The sequence below is a fragment of the Chryseobacterium sp. FW101-FHT12H09 genome, assembly GCF_058790395.1.
This window is the reverse complement of sequence record NZ_JBYTCP010000004.1, coordinates 336,373-353,704: the sequence shown is the minus strand read 5'-3', so window position 1 is coordinate 353,704 and position 17,332 is coordinate 336,373. Positions and strand designations below refer to the sequence as shown.

12 protein-coding genes are annotated in these 17,332 nt (G+C 33.8%); 7 read left to right on the top strand and 5 right to left on the bottom strand.

Annotated elements, in window-relative coordinates; all coding sequences use genetic code 11:
- Window position 1: 1 nt before the first annotated feature.
- Window positions 2–1,195, bottom strand: a complete 1,194-nt coding sequence (locus tag AC3WRL_RS17255) for a pyridoxal phosphate-dependent aminotransferase (protein ID WP_214825588.1) — start codon at window positions 1,193–1,195, stop codon at window positions 2–4.
- Between the two features lie 126 nt (window positions 1,196–1,321).
- On the opposite strand from AC3WRL_RS17255, the gene AC3WRL_RS17250 reads away from it, so the two are divergent.
- From AC3WRL_RS17250 to AC3WRL_RS17230, 5 genes are all read left to right on the top strand, one after another.
- Entirely contained in the window at window positions 1,322–2,659 is a 1,338-nt protein-coding gene (locus AC3WRL_RS17250; protein ID WP_492330833.1) for a M28 family metallopeptidase, read from the top strand.
- 97 nt (window positions 2,660–2,756) lie between these two features.
- Window positions 2,757–3,392, top strand: coding sequence for a 16S rRNA (guanine(527)-N(7))-methyltransferase RsmG (gene rsmG, locus AC3WRL_RS17245; RefSeq protein WP_214825584.1), 636 nt, complete (start codon window positions 2,757–2,759; stop codon window positions 3,390–3,392).
- 63 nt (window positions 3,393–3,455) lie between these two features.
- Window positions 3,456–3,860 carry a hypothetical protein gene (locus AC3WRL_RS17240; protein WP_214825581.1) on the top strand — a complete coding sequence of 135 codons (405 nt, stop codon included), beginning with the start codon at window positions 3,456–3,458 and terminating at the stop codon, window positions 3,858–3,860.
- On the top strand, window positions 3,860–4,393 hold the full coding sequence (locus AC3WRL_RS17235) for a DUF922 domain-containing protein (protein ID WP_214825579.1): 534 nt from the start codon (window positions 3,860–3,862) through the stop codon (window positions 4,391–4,393). The genes AC3WRL_RS17240 and AC3WRL_RS17235 overlap by 1 nt, the downstream gene beginning before the upstream one ends.
- Window positions 4,390–7,089 (top strand): PD-(D/E)XK nuclease family protein, encoded by a 2,700-nt coding sequence (locus tag AC3WRL_RS17230; protein WP_492330832.1) that lies wholly within the window; start codon window positions 4,390–4,392, stop codon window positions 7,087–7,089. Before AC3WRL_RS17235 ends, AC3WRL_RS17230 begins: the two co-directional genes overlap by 4 nt.
- A gap of 146 nt (window positions 7,090–7,235) precedes the next feature.
- Here AC3WRL_RS17230 and AC3WRL_RS17225 read toward each other — a convergent pair whose 3' ends face one another.
- From AC3WRL_RS17225 to AC3WRL_RS17210, 4 genes are all read right to left on the bottom strand, one after another.
- Entirely contained in the window at window positions 7,236–9,185 is a 1,950-nt protein-coding gene (locus AC3WRL_RS17225; protein WP_492330831.1) for a T9SS type A sorting domain-containing protein, read from the bottom strand.
- A 161-nt stretch (window positions 9,186–9,346) separates the two neighbouring features.
- Window positions 9,347–10,525, bottom strand: coding sequence for an acyl-CoA dehydrogenase family protein (locus tag AC3WRL_RS17220; protein ID WP_214825573.1), 1,179 nt, complete (start codon window positions 10,523–10,525; stop codon window positions 9,347–9,349).
- A gap of 160 nt (window positions 10,526–10,685) precedes the next feature.
- Window positions 10,686–11,480, bottom strand: a complete 795-nt coding sequence (locus tag AC3WRL_RS17215; protein ID WP_214825570.1) for an NUDIX hydrolase — start codon at window positions 11,478–11,480, stop codon at window positions 10,686–10,688.
- 22 nt (window positions 11,481–11,502) lie between these two features.
- Window positions 11,503–12,693, bottom strand: coding sequence for an MFS transporter (locus AC3WRL_RS17210; protein ID WP_261512014.1), 1,191 nt, complete (start codon window positions 12,691–12,693; stop codon window positions 11,503–11,505).
- A gap of 177 nt (window positions 12,694–12,870) precedes the next feature.
- Here AC3WRL_RS17210 and AC3WRL_RS17205 point away from each other — a divergent pair, with 177 nt between their 5' ends.
- Both AC3WRL_RS17205 and AC3WRL_RS17200 read left to right on the top strand, forming a co-directional pair.
- Complete coding sequence (locus AC3WRL_RS17205) at window positions 12,871–15,783, top strand: SusC/RagA family TonB-linked outer membrane protein (protein WP_492330830.1); 2,913 nt, start codon at window positions 12,871–12,873, stop codon at window positions 15,781–15,783.
- A gap of 11 nt (window positions 15,784–15,794) precedes the next feature.
- Entirely contained in the window at window positions 15,795–17,330 is a 1,536-nt protein-coding gene (locus tag AC3WRL_RS17200) for a RagB/SusD family nutrient uptake outer membrane protein (protein ID WP_214825564.1), read from the top strand.
- The last annotated feature ends 2 nt before the right edge of the window (window positions 17,331–17,332 follow it).

Genomic DNA, 17,332 nt, shown 5'->3' with positions numbered 1-17,332 from the left:
ATTAGTTAAATTTCTGTAATAACTCTTTAATCCTTCTCATCGCTTCCCTTAAATCATCTTCTGATGCAGCATACGAGAATCTGATGCATTCCGGACTTCCGAATGAAACACCACCTACACAACCTACATGGGCATTTTCTAAAATGAACATCGCAAAATCATCGGCATCTTTGATTTCATTTCCATCTAAGGTTTTACCAATATAATGGGAGATATCAGGAAAGAAATAAAACGCTGCTTTTGGTAAAAGAACTTTGAATCCCGGAATTTCAGTAATTAGACCATACACAAGATCCCTTCTTTTTTTGAAAGCATCGATCATGTATCTGTATTCTGAAGGGTCGGTTTTTAATGCTGTTATAGAGGCTCTTTGTGCCATTGTATTAGCTCCACTGGTCATCTGTCCCTGAACTTTTTCACAAGCTTTTGCAAGCCATTCCGGGCATGCAGAATATCCGATTCTCCAGCCTGTCATTGCAAAAGCTTTTGACATACCATTGATCACGGCAGTTTGTTCATATATCTCAGGAAACTGAGCAATAGATGCTGTTTTAGTTTCATAATTGATGAACTCATAGATCTCATCAGAAATTACTGTAACCTGTGGATATTTTGCAATAACCTGCGCTAAAGATTTCAGTTCGTCATAAGTGTAATAACCTCCAGAAGGATTACAAGGTGAGCTGAATAGGATAGCCTTGGTTTTATCAGTAATGGCCTCTTCTAATTGTTCGGCAGTGATTTTAAAATCAGTGACATACGAAGTGGATACCATCACAGAATTTCCACCCATCATTTTTACCATTTCATCATAGCTTACCCAGTATGGCGTTGGAAGAATAACTTCATCTCCATCATTGATAATAGCTGCCAAAACATTTAAAATGGCTTGTTTTGCACCATTGGAAACACAAATTTGGGTAGGCTTGTATTCTATATTGTTATCTCTCTTTAACTTGTAAGCAATCGCTTCACGAAGTTCCAAAAAGCCGGGAACGGGAGAGTAGTGACTGAAATTTTGATTAATAGCGTCGAATGCCGCTTGTTTTATGTTGTCGGGAACATCAAAATCCGGTTCGCCGAGAGTTAAACTGATAACGTCTATTCCGTTGGCTTTCATTTCTCTGGCCTTATTAGACATTACGAAAGTTTGGGAGTAACCTAATCTTTTTACTCTATCTGAAAGTTTGTCCATGTAGTCTTTTTCTATTGTAACAAATATATAATAAAAACTTAATGTGACTGAGGTGTGAAATAAAAAACTGCATTCAAAAAAGAGATTTAGTATATTTGGATTGATCGGCTTAAAAGATTTTTGATTATGAAATATTTTCTTTTTTTAATGTTGGCTCCATCTGTTATTTTTTCACAGGTTAGTTCAAAAGATAGTGAAATAAAAAAATACGTTTCTGAGGTGAGCTCGGATTCTTTAAAAAGTTATATCAACAAACTTGTCGGTTTTAATACGAGACATACGCTAAGCGCCATTGATGATCAGAATAAAGGAATAGGAGCAGCGAGGAATTGGGTTCTTGGTAAATTCACAGACTATGCGAAAAATTCTGAAGGAAGAATGGATGTGTATTTACAACAGCAGGACATTCAGCCAGACGGAAAACGGGTAGATCAAATAACGAATCTTGGTAATCCTATTGCTTATTTAAAAGGAACAGATTCTAATGATAAAAGAATCTTTTTGATTTCAGGACATCTGGATTCACGGGTTACGGATGTCATGAATAGAACATCATTTGCTCCCGGGGCAAATGATGATGGCAGTGGAGTAAGTGCGGTAATAGAAGCCGCAAGGATTTTGAGCAGATCCAAATTTCCGGCATCTGTTATTTTTGTTGCTTTTTCCGGAGAAGAGCAGTCTTTACTCGGGTCTAAACTATTAGCAGAAAAAGCTAAGAATGAAAACATGCAGATCGAGGCTGTATTAAATAATGACATGATAGGAAATGCTAAGGCTGGAGAGACTAATGAGATCAATAATAACACCTTGCGTGTGTTTAGTGAAGGTCTGCCTTATTTAGATTTAGATAAAAAGGCAATGGGAATAAGAAACTTAGGGTTGGAAAATGACGGTGAATCCAGGCAATTAGCCAGATACATTAAAGAAACTGCAGAAAAATATGTAAAGAAACTTGAGGTTAAATTGATCTATAGAAATGATAGATTTTTGCGTGGCGGAGATCATTCAAGTTTTGTTAATTATGGATTTCCTTCCGTAAGGCTGACTGAATATTATGAGAACTATGACCATCAGCATCAGGATGTAAGAATGGAAAATGGAAAACAATATGGTGACCTTCCTGAATTTATTGATTATAACTACCTGAAAAAGAATGTAGCTGCAAATATTGCGGTGTTGGCCAGTCTTGCTAAATCTACGGCAAAGCCCGAGAATGTGGAAATAGAGGTTAAAGCGCTTACAAATTCTACCACATTGCATTGGAAAAAGCCAAAATCTGGGCTCCCAATTGGATATTATGTGCTTGTAAGAGAAACGGATAGTCCGGCGTGGCAGAAAAAAATATTTACCAAGGATCTTTCTATTAAAGTTACATTGTCAAAGGATAATTATATTTTTGCAGTACAGGCAGTTAACCAAACTGGAAATTTAAGTATCCCTGTTATTCCAGTTATTGCCAGATGATCAGAGTTGTGATTGTTTAAATTAAAACCCTGATTTGAGCGACTTAATTTGAATACAATGTTAAATAAACTTATTTTTGCAAATTATAATAATTCTTATGTCTATATCGTTACTATTAAAATACTTTCCCGATCTTACAGAAAATCAGATACAACAGTTCACTCAGTTAGAAAATCTCTATACAGAATGGAATGAAAAGATTAATGTAATTTCCAGAAAAGATATGGAATCTTTGTACGAAAAGCATATTCTACACTCATTGGGAATTGCTAAAGTAATGGAATTTACACCAGGAACCAGAGTTTTAGATATTGGAACAGGTGGTGGTTTTCCAGGAATTCCTTTAGCTATTTTATTTCCGGAATCACAATTTACTTTAATTGATTCTATAGGAAAAAAGATAAGTGTTGTGAATGCTGTTGCAGAAGGGGTGGGATTGAAAAACGTAACTGCCATTCATGGAAGAGCTGAGAAGCTTAAAGAAAAATTCCATTTTGTGGTGAGTAGAGCAGTAACACAAATGCCGGAATTTTTAAAATGGTTAAAAGGGAAATTTGAAAAAGAGCAGTTTAATGCCAAACATAATGGAGTTTTATACTTAAAAGGTGGAGATCTGGCTGAAGAGCTGGGTGGCATTAAATCTGAAATCTTTAATCTTAAAAATTATTTCGAAGGAGAGTTTTTTGATACTAAAAAAGTGGTTTATGTATCAAAAGGTAATTTTAATTCTTAATTTATCTTAATTAAGGAATAGTTTTTGCTAATTATTTGTTAATAATCGAAATTCTATTGTGTTATGAAAAGACTTTTAAATATTGGGTTTTCTGCAATAATATTAGGAGTAGTACTTACTTCTTGTAATGATGATGATTATGAAACAATACAATCTGTTGATAAAGTAAAAATAGATAGTGTAAGAATTACTAATGATACTATGAATGTTTTTGATATTCAGCATATTAAAACCTATTCTTCCTACCTTTCGCAATGTGAAGGTTTTTATGGCTACGACTACATACATAACGATAATTTAACCAGAACTGTGACTGCATATAAATTTCGTACTGATGCCGCTTGTGCACAGTCTACACATCAAGGCATGAATCAGATTAATTTTAATCCACAGCAGACGGGAACATATACTTTTAAATTCTGGACAGGTACCAATAGTTGGATTACAAAAACAATTGTAGTAGAATAATGAGATGGAGCGTCATTTGTCTTTTGGTCTCCATTCAGTTATTTAGTCAGAAAATAATATGGAAAGAAGACCAAAAACTAACATGGAATGATTTTAAAAGTTCTGTAAACAGGAAAAATAATAAAGATGTAGTAGCCTATACCCATTGTGGATGGGAATATTCTGTTATAACATCCTCTAATCCTTCATCCCCAGTGAAAATTGAAATTTTGACTATTTTTAATAAGGATAAGTCATGGAAGGATGTAAAGAGGATTAGTGACTATGTGCTGCTCCATGAGCAAAAGCACTTTGATATTGCTGAAATTTATGCCAGAAAGCTTCGAAAAGAAGTATTGGAAAATATTAAAACTTCCAGTGATTTCGATAAAAAATTTAAAGCTATTTATTCCCGGATTTTAAATGAATATAGAGACTTCCAGATGGCTTATGACAGAGATACACAAAATGGGATGGATAAAGAAAAACAGGCTCAATATAATACCATTATATCTGAAGCATTAGAAAACCTAAATAGCTATAAAAAGTCTTGAAATTTCTCAATAAAATTATTCACGAACTCTTAGCTCAAAATACAGATTTATCGGTATTTAATATTGTTATTCCCGGTAAACGGCCTATTGTTTTCATCAGACAAATTCTTGAAGAAAATAATTATTCAGGGTTTCTGCCTAACTTTTTTACCATTGAAGAACTTATTGATAAAATAGCTGATAAACAGCCAATTCAGGGGATCTCTCTATGGTTATTTGCATTTGATGTATACAAAAGCCTTAATCTGATTCCCAACGATAGTTTTTCGGATTTCCTGAAATGGTTTCCTACTTTACAAAAAGATTGGGATGATATTTTAAAGTTTTCTGAAAGCGATGAAATCGTTTTGCAATACATGTTTGATGAAGAGAGGATTAAAGACTGGGCCCAGAATTTAGGTGAAGATGATGATGTTCCAAGAAAGAAATTTCTGAACTTCTGGAGAAATATGAATATTTTCCTTCCGGTATTAAAAAAGAAATTACAGGAAAAAAATTGGGCTACCTCAGGAATGATTCATGAAACGGCTAAAGCAAAAATAATTGATTTCGCTAAAGCTACCTCTGAGCAGTTTGTTTTTTGTGGATTCAATGCCTTTACACCCGTAGAAGAAAAATTAGTTAGAGGCTTGCTGCAGTGGAATAAAGGACAGTGTTTTTTTCAGGCTGATCATTATTATTTTGATGATGAAAGGCAAGAGGCGGGAAAATTTCTCAGAAATCATAAATTATGGAAGGAGTTTAATGATAGTCGCGCCTTCCAGTGGATTGAAGATGATTTCAATCAACCAAAAAATATAAAAGTATACGAGGTTTCCGGGAATGTAACTCAAACTAAAATATTGCCTGAAATCTTTAATGAAATAGATAATAAAACCTATTCAAATACAGCACTCGTTTTATTGGATGAAAATTTGCTTCCTGCAAGTTTAGATGTAATGCATGGGATTGATAATCTAAATATTACGATGGGTTTTCCTCTGAAGAATTTATCTTTTTCAAATGCCATAAAACAATTATTTTATCTGCAGAAGCAATTAGAAAAGAATAAATCTTCTTACTATTACAGAGATTTATTTCCTATCCTCGAAGAACTTCCGAAGTCAGCTGAAGATCAAGAGGTTATCAATCGATTTAAGTCTAAAATAGAAGAGCGTAATATTGTTTATATATCCAAAAAGTTGCTTTATGAACTTTTAAATGATCTGTCTTATTTTCATCTGCTTCAAAAAGCTGACTCTACAAGCATCTACCTCGATATGCTTATTGCGTTCTGTCAGCAGATCAAGTGGCTGGAAATAGATGATATTCAGTACGAAAATATCTCGCATTTTGAAAGTGCTTTTAAGATTATTAAAAATCAGGTTACTCCCTATGATTTTGAGATCAAGATGGAAACTCTGGAAATTCTTATCAATCAGCATATTAATTCTGAGAGTATTGACTTTCAGGGTGAGCCATTGAAGGGATTGCAAATTATGGGACTTTTGGAAACCAGGCTTTTAAACTTTGAAAATGTGATGCTGTTATCCGTAAATGAAGGGAAGCTGCCATTAGGAAACTCACAAAATACCTATATTCCTTTTGATATAAGGAAATTCTTCGATTTACATACTTTTCTGGAAAATGACAGTATTTATGCGTACCATTTCTATCGATTGATCCAGGATTCCCAGAATGTTCATCTGCTTTTTAACGCTTTAAGTTCAGGCGTAAACAGCGGTGAGAAAAGTAGATTTATTACCCAGATAGAAATGGAGAGTTCTCATACTATTGAACACCTGATTATCGAGAATTCTTCTGAGCCTATTATAACACAACCTATTGAAATTTTCAAGACTGATATTGTTCTGGAAAGACTTGAAAAATGGAAAGAAAAAGTTTCAGCTTCACACCTTACGAGCTATCTTTATAATCCCATTGATTTTTACTTATCAAAGATTTTAAATACGTCTGAAGCAGATGAAATTGAAGAGGAATTATCTGTGAAAAATTATGGAAATCTTGTTCATTATTCACTTCAAGAAGTATATGAAGTATTAAAAGGTAAAGTTTTAAAGGAAAATGATTTAAAGGATTCAATTAAAGCAATAGATTACTATATTAATGTTGCTATTGAAAAGCTAAAACATCAGCCGGAGTTTTATGAGAAAGGGATGAATTTTATTCATCGGGCAATTGCGAAAAAGGTAATTGAAAATATTTTAAATCATGATCTTGATCTTGTAAAAAGAGGAAATAAACTGGAGATTATTGCCATTGAAAGGAGGTTTGAAAATGTTGATTTTTATCTTGACGAAGCTGCTAAAGACAGGATCTCTTTTTTTGGTTTTATAGACCGCATAGACCGTCTGAATGGTACAGTAAGAATCATTGATTACAAAACGGCAAAAATAAAGAATCTTGTTGTAAAAATAGACGCTGATAATGTAGATGGATATTTCCATAATAGTGATAGGAAACAGGCACTTCAGCTTTGTATCTATCAATACGTTATTCAAAGTCTTCCGGAATTCTGGGGGCTTCCCGTGGAAACTGGAATCTGGAGTTTTGCAGAAGCTAAAAAAGGTGTTGTTTCTCTTCAGTTTGAAAAAGGAAGTATTGATGAAGCAATGCAGTCTGTTCGAAGCCTTATCCTTGAAATTTTAGATCCAGATATTAGTTTTATTGAAAACATTAAGTCTTTTGTAAGCTAATAATTATGGGTAAGCCATCTCGTACGTAGTAGAAATTTTATAACTTTAGTATTGGTGGCTGAAACTCTTGAAGCTATCATAAAAAAGGTTGTCCTTGCTATAAGACAACCTTCCAATTAATATAATTGATATGAAGAAAGTTATTGTTATAATTTTACTTTTTTATTAATTATTTTTCCATTGCTTAGTATAACTTGTGTTACATAAATTCCTGATTCTAAAGGTTTAGATTCAAAATTAGAAGCGTTAATTTCTTGTTTTTGTATCAAAGCTCCGGAAATGGAATAGATATCTATAGTTTTAATATTATCCTTTGACTTCACTTTAACCTGGTTATTTTGAGTAAATATATTTACGTTGTTCTCTGAACCATTATTAATTTCAATACTTCTATTAAACTGTAGATTATAAAATTCAGTAACGATTTCAAATGTTTGGGTTTGGTTTCCAATGTTATTTAAATTAATTCCACCTTCTTTTATATATTCCTTTTGTGATATAGTTTTAACCAGATTTTTATTTTCATCAAATATATTGATGGATAACAATTCATCCTGATTAACTTTTAAGCTTAAAATATTGTTGTTTTCTGAAGCAATAATCTCATTTTCTGCAATAAGAGTTGGGGTGTTTTTAATATAGGGAATAAGCTTGTTTTCATTATTCTGTGAAACTTTCAACAAATAAACACCATCTTTTAAAGAACTCAAATTGTTACTGGCTACTGACCTGGTGGCTGTATCTTCTTTATTAAAATCTTTTATTTCAACGAGTTGCATAGAACCCAGGCTTGGTTTTATTTGAGATGAATAAAGAGAATTAATTTTAGGTGGTTCGTTTGTGGATTGTTTTGAGGTCAACATTGCCCATTCATTCAGTAAACCACCGCTTCGCAGGGTATTAAATTTAGCATTAGATGCTAAAACAAAAGGAACTATACCACCAATATGCCCAAGAGGCCCCCAGTAAAAAGATTGTAGCTTGAATTTATCTAAATTCCACCATGGATAATATCCCCTTTGTACATCAATCGTTTTCGAAGTGTTTTCCGGTGGAATAGCCAGATCTACTGTGGAATGACCCAATGTCATTGGGGTCTTATTGTACCAATCATACACATCATTTGATTTTAAACAAAGTCTGAGTTTATTACTGGTATTATTGGTTACATCGCTAATAAAATTATTGGTCAAAAGCTTTCTCCAGATAAGAGGTCCCCATAGTAATCCGCCATTATCCTGTAGAACATGATAATTGTATTTATCCATATACTCTGCAGAAATAACCTCTGAAATATTATTGTTGTACGTTTTGTAACCTGTATTGTTACAGGTATTGATTACATTGGCAAGGAAAGAAGTAAATGGATAGACGTCTTTTTCCAAAACACCTTTTTGAAGGGTAACTCCTGAAAAATCATATGGACCATCACCCATGTAAGCATATTTGAATTTCAATTGTGTGGGATTGGAAATATTTAATTTTTTGAGTGTGGACATGGCTGCGTGAGCACCTTGGGAATAACCTGTTAAAAAGTATTCATCATATCTTTTTATCCCTAACTGTGCGATAACTGTGTTAGCGGCAGTAATAAAATCGATAGTTGCGCCAGATTCTGTAGGGTAGTGTACATAAGGATGAACTCCATCGCCACCACCCATCCCCACATAATCAGGTGCCATCAGGATATAGCCGTTCAATACATAGGATAATTCAACAACAAACCCGGCATATAAGACACCTTTTAAATTAGAGGGAACATTACTTCTGCTGTCTGTTGTTCCATGATCAGAAACTACCGTTGACAGTTTGTAATTGACATTAGGATACATAATAAGCCCTGTTGCTTTAACCAGTGTATTATTTTCATTTTTAGTATAATACGTTATCTTATATGCTTTTATACCAACATTAAAGCCATTTAGATAATTAACAAAATCAGGAGTATTCTGGTCTCCCAGATTGTTAGATATGAAATTGATAACACCTTGCGGAGTTAAATCGAGCTTTTGCTCAAAATTTACAACATCTCCTGCCTGCTGGGAAAAGTAAAAAGGCGCAGAGAGGCCAAGTAAAAAAAGAGTAATTTTTTTCATAATGGTAATTTTTTGTGGAGTTAAGATAGAATTTTTTAATATTAAATTCACTCTATTGAGATATTAATAATTATTCAATGAATAGTACTCTATTGATTTAACGCAAAATAAAAGCGTCTGGTCAACTGACCAGACGCTTTGTATATTTATCTGCTTATGGATTAGAATGCGTTGATACCAGTAATATCCATACCTGTAATTAACAAATGAACATCATGTGTTCCTTCATACGTAATTACAGATTCTAGATTAGCGGCATGTCTCATCATCGGGAATTCACCCATGATTCCCATTCCACCAAGGATCTGGCGGGATTCTCTTGCAATATCAATTGCCATTTTTACATTGTTTCTTTTTGCCATTGAAATTTGAGCCGGAGTAGCTTTATGATCATTTTTAAGACTTCCTAGCTGAAGACAAAGCAACTGAGCTTTGGTAATTTCAGTTAAAAATTCTGCTAATTTTTTCTGTTGCAACTGATAAGAACCAATTGGATTTCCAAACTGCTTTCTTTCTTTAGAGTATTGAACAGCAGTACAGTAACAATCAATAGCGGCTCCAATTACTCCCCACGAAATTCCGTATCTGGCAGAATTAAGGCAAGAAAGAGGTCCTTTCAATCCAGTAACTCCCGGAAGAAGATTCTCTTTTGGAACTTTTACATTATTAAATACCAATTCTCCTGTTTTAGAAGCTCTTAAGCTCCATTTGTTATGAGTTTCAGGAGTGGTAAACCCTTCCATTCCCCTTTCAACAATCAGTCCTTGTATTTTTCCTTCTTCATTTTTTCCCCAAACAACAGCAATATCACATAAAGGAGAATTTGTGATCCACATTTTTGCACCATTTAAAAGATAATGATCGCCCATGTCTTTAAAATAAGTCTCCATAGAGCTTGGATCAGAACCATGGTTAGGCTCCGTTAATCCAAAAGATCCGATCATTTCTCCGGAAGCTAATTGCGGAAGATATTTCTTTTTTTGCTCCTCAGATCCGAATTCATTAATAGGAAACATAACCAAAGAACTTTGTACAGAAGCTGCAGAACGTACAGCAGAATCTCCTCTTTCCAGTTCCTGCATAATAAGACCATAAGAGATCTGATCCAATCCTGAACCACCATATTCTACCGGAATATAAGGACCAAGAGCTCCGATTTTCCCTAATTCTTTCATTAAACCAGGTAAATCCGTATGATTTTGTGCAGCATGATCTATTTGAGGCATTACAAAACTTTCAACCCAATCTCTTACAGATTGGCGAATTAGCTTGTGTTCTTCGGTAAGTAAGGCATCAATTCCGTAATAGTCAGGAATACTTGTAAGAGGATAATATGACATTTTTATAATTTTCCTAAAAATAGCACTTTTCGTGATTTCAGAAAAATTTTTTTGCCTGCCTTTTTAAATAATATTTTTTTTGATGTATAAAGCTGATATGGAGAATTAAGCTATCTTTTTTATGGATAGAATATAAAGATCACTTTATGAGGATTTGGTATTACAGTTCTTCTTCCTCCTCATTGGATATTGGGTAATGATTCGCCGAATTATGAATTTTATTTTTGAATTTATAGAGGTAAGGCGCTTTGTTCGCAGATCCATCATACAACTTTTCCAGTCTTTCGAGGATATTTAAGCTTAAAATTTTTCGCTGAAAATTATTTCTTCTGAATTTCTGACCTAAAATTGTTTCATATAAGGATTGCAGATCCTTCATCGTGAATTTTATAGGAAGTAAATTACTGGCAGCTACTTCCGTATTAATATTCATTCGAAGATACTCTAATCCGGTTTCTATAACTTTATCATGATCAAAAGCTGTTTTTGGCAGATTATTCACTTCAAACCACTCACAGGTTTCATTGAAAGCATCGGGAAAAGTATTTGCAATAGAAAAATCAATAAGGCTGCAATAGCCTACCGTCACAAATCGCTGAAAGATCCAGTGGTTTTTAGGAACTTCTATTCCTTTGTTTTTAAGTAATATCTGATGTACATTGTTTTCTGTACGGTCTATTCTTCCAAATGTATGAAATTGTTTAAGGAAAATATCTTTAAGGTGTGTTCTTTCATACAGGACACGCGCAGCAGCTTCTCTAAGGTCTTCATCATTAAAGACAAATCCCCCGGGAAGTGACCAAAGATCTAAATCATGGTATTTTAATAATAAAACCTTCAGTATATTATTGTGAAAACCAAATATCGTGCAGTCCACTGAAAGATGGGCTACAAAGTCTTTGGTGTCTATAAGTTCCTGAAGTGTTTCTTTGTTTTTTGAATCCTTGATTTCCATGGGAGTAAAAATAAAATTATTTTCAATATGTTTTTTTAATAAGCTTAAAATAAATTAAACTTATTGAAAAAAGGACAGTTACAATAAATAAGATGTATAATGGGTAATATCTTAGTAATTGATTTTCAAATAGTAGTGAGATAATAATTGAACTTACTGAACTTCCCAACGACGAAAAAATAACGATCAGGGAGGTAAAAAGGTTTGTTTTTTCTTTATCAATCTGTACAATCATCTTGGAATTAATAACCGGATAGAGTGGTGACAAGAAGAAACCAATGATCGGGAATAAAAATAAAATGGCTTTTGAATCCTCCGATTCAAAATATTGGATTCCCAGAATAATACCTAATACGAGAATAATAGCCGATAAGCAGTATACATAATATTTTGAAAGTGGAAACCTATGAATAATGTGGGCTGTTATCGTTCTTCCTACATATGAAAAAAGGGCTAAGAAAGATGAAGCCTGCAAGGCGAAAAAGGAGTTAACTTTTAAATGGTTTTTATAAAATGACGGTAACCAGGAATTGAAACTCTGTTCAACAAACACAATGGAAAAAACAACAGCCAGAAATATGATAATTGATGGATTGACAAATCCCGACAAATCTGAAAGAAGATCTTTCTTTTGATCAGTCTTTTTGGGTTCAGCTATTTCCAATCTTGAAAACAGGAATATTGTAATTAAAGAAAGAACTGAAATTGCAATAAATCCAAATTTCCAATATTCTGAGTATTTACTGGAAATTAACCATCCGAAAATGGTATTGACCACAAAAATTCCAATCATAAAAGAGGCTTCTACATTACTCATGGTCTTGGTAAGGGATTTTTCATCTGATATATTATTCCGGATAATTCCGAAAACGCATATTTTCCCTATAGCGAAACAAGTCCCAATAATAGCAAACCAAAGCTTATAAAACCAAAATACTTTTACAAAAGGGAGGATAGATGAACAAATCCCAACAATTATTAATGCAAAAATTAATGCCTTTTTTGTCCCAATCCGACCAATAAAATTAACAGCAAAAAGAGAAATAAATGCAATAGGTAAATCTTTGAAAGATTCTAAAAGTCCGAGTTTTTCATAGGTGATATTTGCCTCCGAAAGTTGCAATATTACAATGCCCATGCAGTTTAGAACCATGGAAAAAATTAAGAAGGTCAGTTTTAATGGAAGTGAAATATTACGAAGCTTACTCGACATTTTGGGGATTGATTTTATTAATTTTTTATGAGTTTTTATGAAATTTTAGTCAAAAAAAAGGGCTTTCAACCCCCAAAAATAAAAGAAATATTAAAATATTTATTAATATAATGTTAACTATTTAAAAAAAAATATATTTTTATTGTCTCAAAATGAGAATTAAAAAACTAACTGTATATGAATATTAGAATATCAAGAGGTTTGGGAATGGTTGCTGTACTTTATTTTACAGCTAATTTCAGTGCCCAAAAAACAGCCAATGATACTCTTCCAAAAGAACAAAAAATTGAGGAAGTGGTAATGATTGGTTATGGTACTCAGAAAAAGAGTAATGTGACTGGAGCAATATCAAGCATCAAGGCATCTGATATTGAAAATTCTCCTACTGCGGGAAGGCCTGAGCAAATTATGCAGGGTCGAGCTGCTGGTATCAGTGTAATATCAAATTCGGGGCAACCTGGGACTGCAGCTACTGTGAGGGTGCGTGGTATTACCAGTTTTGGTGCCGGAAGTAATGATCCTTTATGGGTAGTCGATGGAATCGTAGTTGATAACATTGGTTGGTTGAATCAGTCTGACATTGAAGGAATGGAGATTCTTAAAGATGGTGCTTCGGCAGCAATTTATGGAGTTTCTGCAGCAAAAGGTGTTATTTTGATTACGACTAAAAAAGGGACGAAAGGAAGGTTAAATCTTTCATACAATGGTTTCTTTGGAGTTGGAAGTGCCGCAAAAAAGCTTGATCTTTTAAATGGATCGGAGTACGCTACAATTATGAATGAGGCATATACCAATGAAGGTAAAACACCAGTATTGGGAAATCCTGCATCTTATGGAGTAGGTACGGATTGGCAAAAACAAATTTTCAATAGTGCACAACGTCAATCTCATGAATTCAGCATCAATGGGGGAAGTGATAAGTCTACTTATTATGCTTCTTTCGGATATTATGATCAACAGGGTATTGTATTGAGAGACATTTCTAATTATAAAAGAGTTAATGCCAGATTAAATTCAACACATAAAGTATTTGATTTCTTAACGGTAGGACAAACTTTTGCTTATACGCATACAAAATCTCAAGGGGTTACTGATAACGGAGAATTCGGAGGCCCGTTAAGTTCTGCTATCAATCTGGATCCATTGACCCCTGTTATAGTAACCAATGGTATTGCTAATCAACCTAATGCAAATGATTATATTAATAACCCTAATTATGTAAGAGATCCAAATGGGAATCCCTATGGACTTTCACGTTTTGTAAGTAAAGAAATGACAAATCCACTGGCTTTCAGACAAGTTCAGTTGGGTAGATATAAATGGTCAGATGATCTTATAGCAAATGTATTTGCTGAATTGAAAATTAATAAAAATATCAGTTTTAAATCTAGTATAAACGGAAAGCTTTCCTACTGGGGAAATCAGGCCTTTACTCCTACTAACTATTTGAGTACAGCAAATAAAAATGATTTTAATAGTTTATTCAGACAAACTGATAAAAAATTTGAATGGAGTACTGAAAATACCGTTACTTATCAAAATAAGTTTGGACTGCATAACCTAAATGTTTTATTAGGACAGGGGTACTATGAGTATAATATTTCTTCAGGCCAAAGTACTACATTTACAAACTTACCAGTTAATAACTGGGAAGATGCATCTTTTAATTTCGATATTTCTCCGGAAAATAAAAAAGGCGATGCATGGGATGGAAAACAAACTCACAAAGCTTCTTACTTTGCCAGAGTAGTATACGATTATGATAACCGATACTTATTTACAGGAACAATTCGTAGAGATGGTTCTTCCAAATTTGGAAGTAATAACCATTGGGGAAACTTTCCAGCAATGTCTTTGGGTTGGAATGTTTCAAATGAAAGTTTCTGGCCGCAAAATAATATTATAAGCAGCGTTAAGTTAAGAGGTGGATATGGTGTATTAGGAAATGATGGTATTACAGAATTTCAGTTTGCCAACTTTTTAACTGCAGGGAGTAATTATACTTTTGGAGATAATATAATCCGTGTTGGATATGCACCAAGCACACTAGAAAATCCCGATCTTAAATGGGAAAGAACATCACAGTTCAATATCGCCGCAGACCTTAAGATTCTCAAGAACTTTGATTTAAGTGTTGATGTTTATAGAAAGAAAAGTACAGATATCTTAAGACAAGTCGAAGTTCCTGGTTATTTAGGATTGATTAATAACCCGTGGAGAAATATTGGAGATATGAACAATGATGGAATTGAAATAAGTCTAGGTTATAAAAAGAATTGGGGTGATTTTGGGTTTTCTGCAAATGGTAATGTTGCTTATTTAAAAAATGAAATTACAAGATTAGAAGGTAATAAACCATATGTGAATTTTGCTTCTTACCAAACTTTGGGTACCGTATCGAGATTGCAAGTTGGTGAATCATATGGCTCTTTTTATGGTTTCCAAAATATGGGAATTTTCCAGAATCAAGCTGAAATTGATGCGTATAGAAATACAAATGGAGGGCTAATTCAACCCAATGCTAAACCTGGAGATTTTAAACGATTAGATGCTAATGGTGATGGGAAAATTGATGAGAAGGATTTTGTGAATTTAGGGAATTCAGTACCAAAATATACATTTGGTTTAACATTGAACATGAATTACAAAAACTTTGATTTGATGGTATTCGCACAGGGACAGGCAGGAAATAAAATTTTCCAGGGGCTAAGAAGATTGGATATTCAGGAAGCGAATTACCAGACTTCTATTTTAGACCGTTGGACTGGTGAAGGGACATCAAATACTGTAGCAAGGGTTACAAGAGATGATCTTAATCAGAATTATACCAGAATGTCTGATTACTATCTTCAAAAAGGAGACTATTTACGTATAAAATTGGTACAGGTAGGATATACACTTCCAAAAAATATTTCTGAAACTATAGGAGCAAGCAAAGTAAGATTTTATGTTACAGCAGAGAACTTAGTTACTTTTACAAAATATACTGGTTATGATCCTGAAATTGCAGGAGCAGATACTTTTGGTATAGACAGAGCTTTCTATCCCCAAGCAAGAACTTTCCTTTTCGGTGCTAATGTTCAATTTTAATTAAAGAAAAAATGAAAAATAAAAGATTAATATATAAAAGTTTATCTGTTTTATTATTAGCAGGTATTAGTTTTGGAGCTGTATCTTGTGATAAAGGTGATCTTGAGAATGTAAAGAATACAGGTACTTTTGATGCAAGTAATTACTTTCAAAATGAAGAACAGTCTTTTACAGGATTGGTAGCAACATACGATATGTTGAGAAAATACTCTGGAGGGTTTGAAAATATGGTAACCTTCTTTAATGGTGCTTCTGATGATTTCTATTCAGGAGGTGGAAATTCTTCAGATGGTGCAGGAATCCAGGGGTTCTCGAATTATACCATTAATCCGATTATCATGCCTGCTAGTTACTGGAAAAATTACTATCAGGGAATTGCAAGTGCAAATCTTCTATTAGAAAGAATCCCTAATGCAAATATGAATGAACAGACAAGAAAGAGATTTATTGCTGAAGCTAAAGTTTTAAGGTCACTGTATTATTTTGAATTGTTAAAAATGTTCAAAAATATTCCGCTTATTTTAAAGCCTGTTTTAGCTACAGATGATTATTACAATATTCCACAAGAAGATCCGGCAAAAGTATATACCCAAATAGAAGGTGATATTGTTTCTGCACTTCCAGATCTTATGATGGTAGCTTCTGGAGCATCTGAAAAAGGAAGAATTACGCAAGGTACTGCTCATGCTATTTTAGGAAAGATTTATCTATATGATAAAAAGAATACCGAAGCTGCTGCTCAGTTTGAAATGGTGAACGGTACACCAGGGCAAACCAGCCAGTATGGTTATAAGTTAGTTAGTAACTTTGCAGATTTGTGGAAAGTAGATAATAAATTTACCACAGAGTCCATTCTTGAAGTAATGCATACTAATAAAAGTAATGCGGATTGGCCATTTTGGGGTTCCGGAAAAGATGAAGGAAATTCAATTAATGTGATGCTTGGTATTATATCTTATGGCCGTACGACAGTACCTAATAATGACGCGCCCGATATTTATGCAAGTTGGGGCTTTAATCCAATGACGGATGATCTTTTTAATTTCATGCAGGGAGATCCTCGTTTGGACGCTACAGTACTTAATTGTAAAAAATTAAAACAAGAAGGTAAGATTACTTATTCTCCAGGCTTTAAAGACACTGGATATTTCTTAAACAAATATGCACCAAGAAATGCAGATAAAAGTAATTTGCCAGGTCCTACTGAATTAAACTTCCGTCAAAACTATATTGCCATCAGATTAGCTGATACCTACTTGATGGAAGCAGAAGCACTAGGTGGTGCGGGAGCAAGAGCTCAGGCATTACTGGATGCGGTAAGATCGAGAGTAGGATTAGGTTCAGTTCCGGTTTCTATGCAGGCGATTAAAGATGAAAGAAGAAGAGAATTGGCAGGAGAAGGTCACAGATGGTTTGACCTGGTAAGATGGGGCGATGCTCCGGCTAAATTAGGGGCAAGAGGATTTGTAGCAGGTAAGAATGAAATTTTACCAATTCCTTTCAACGAATTAGTAAATACTGCTTTAAAACAAAACCCTGGCTATTAAAA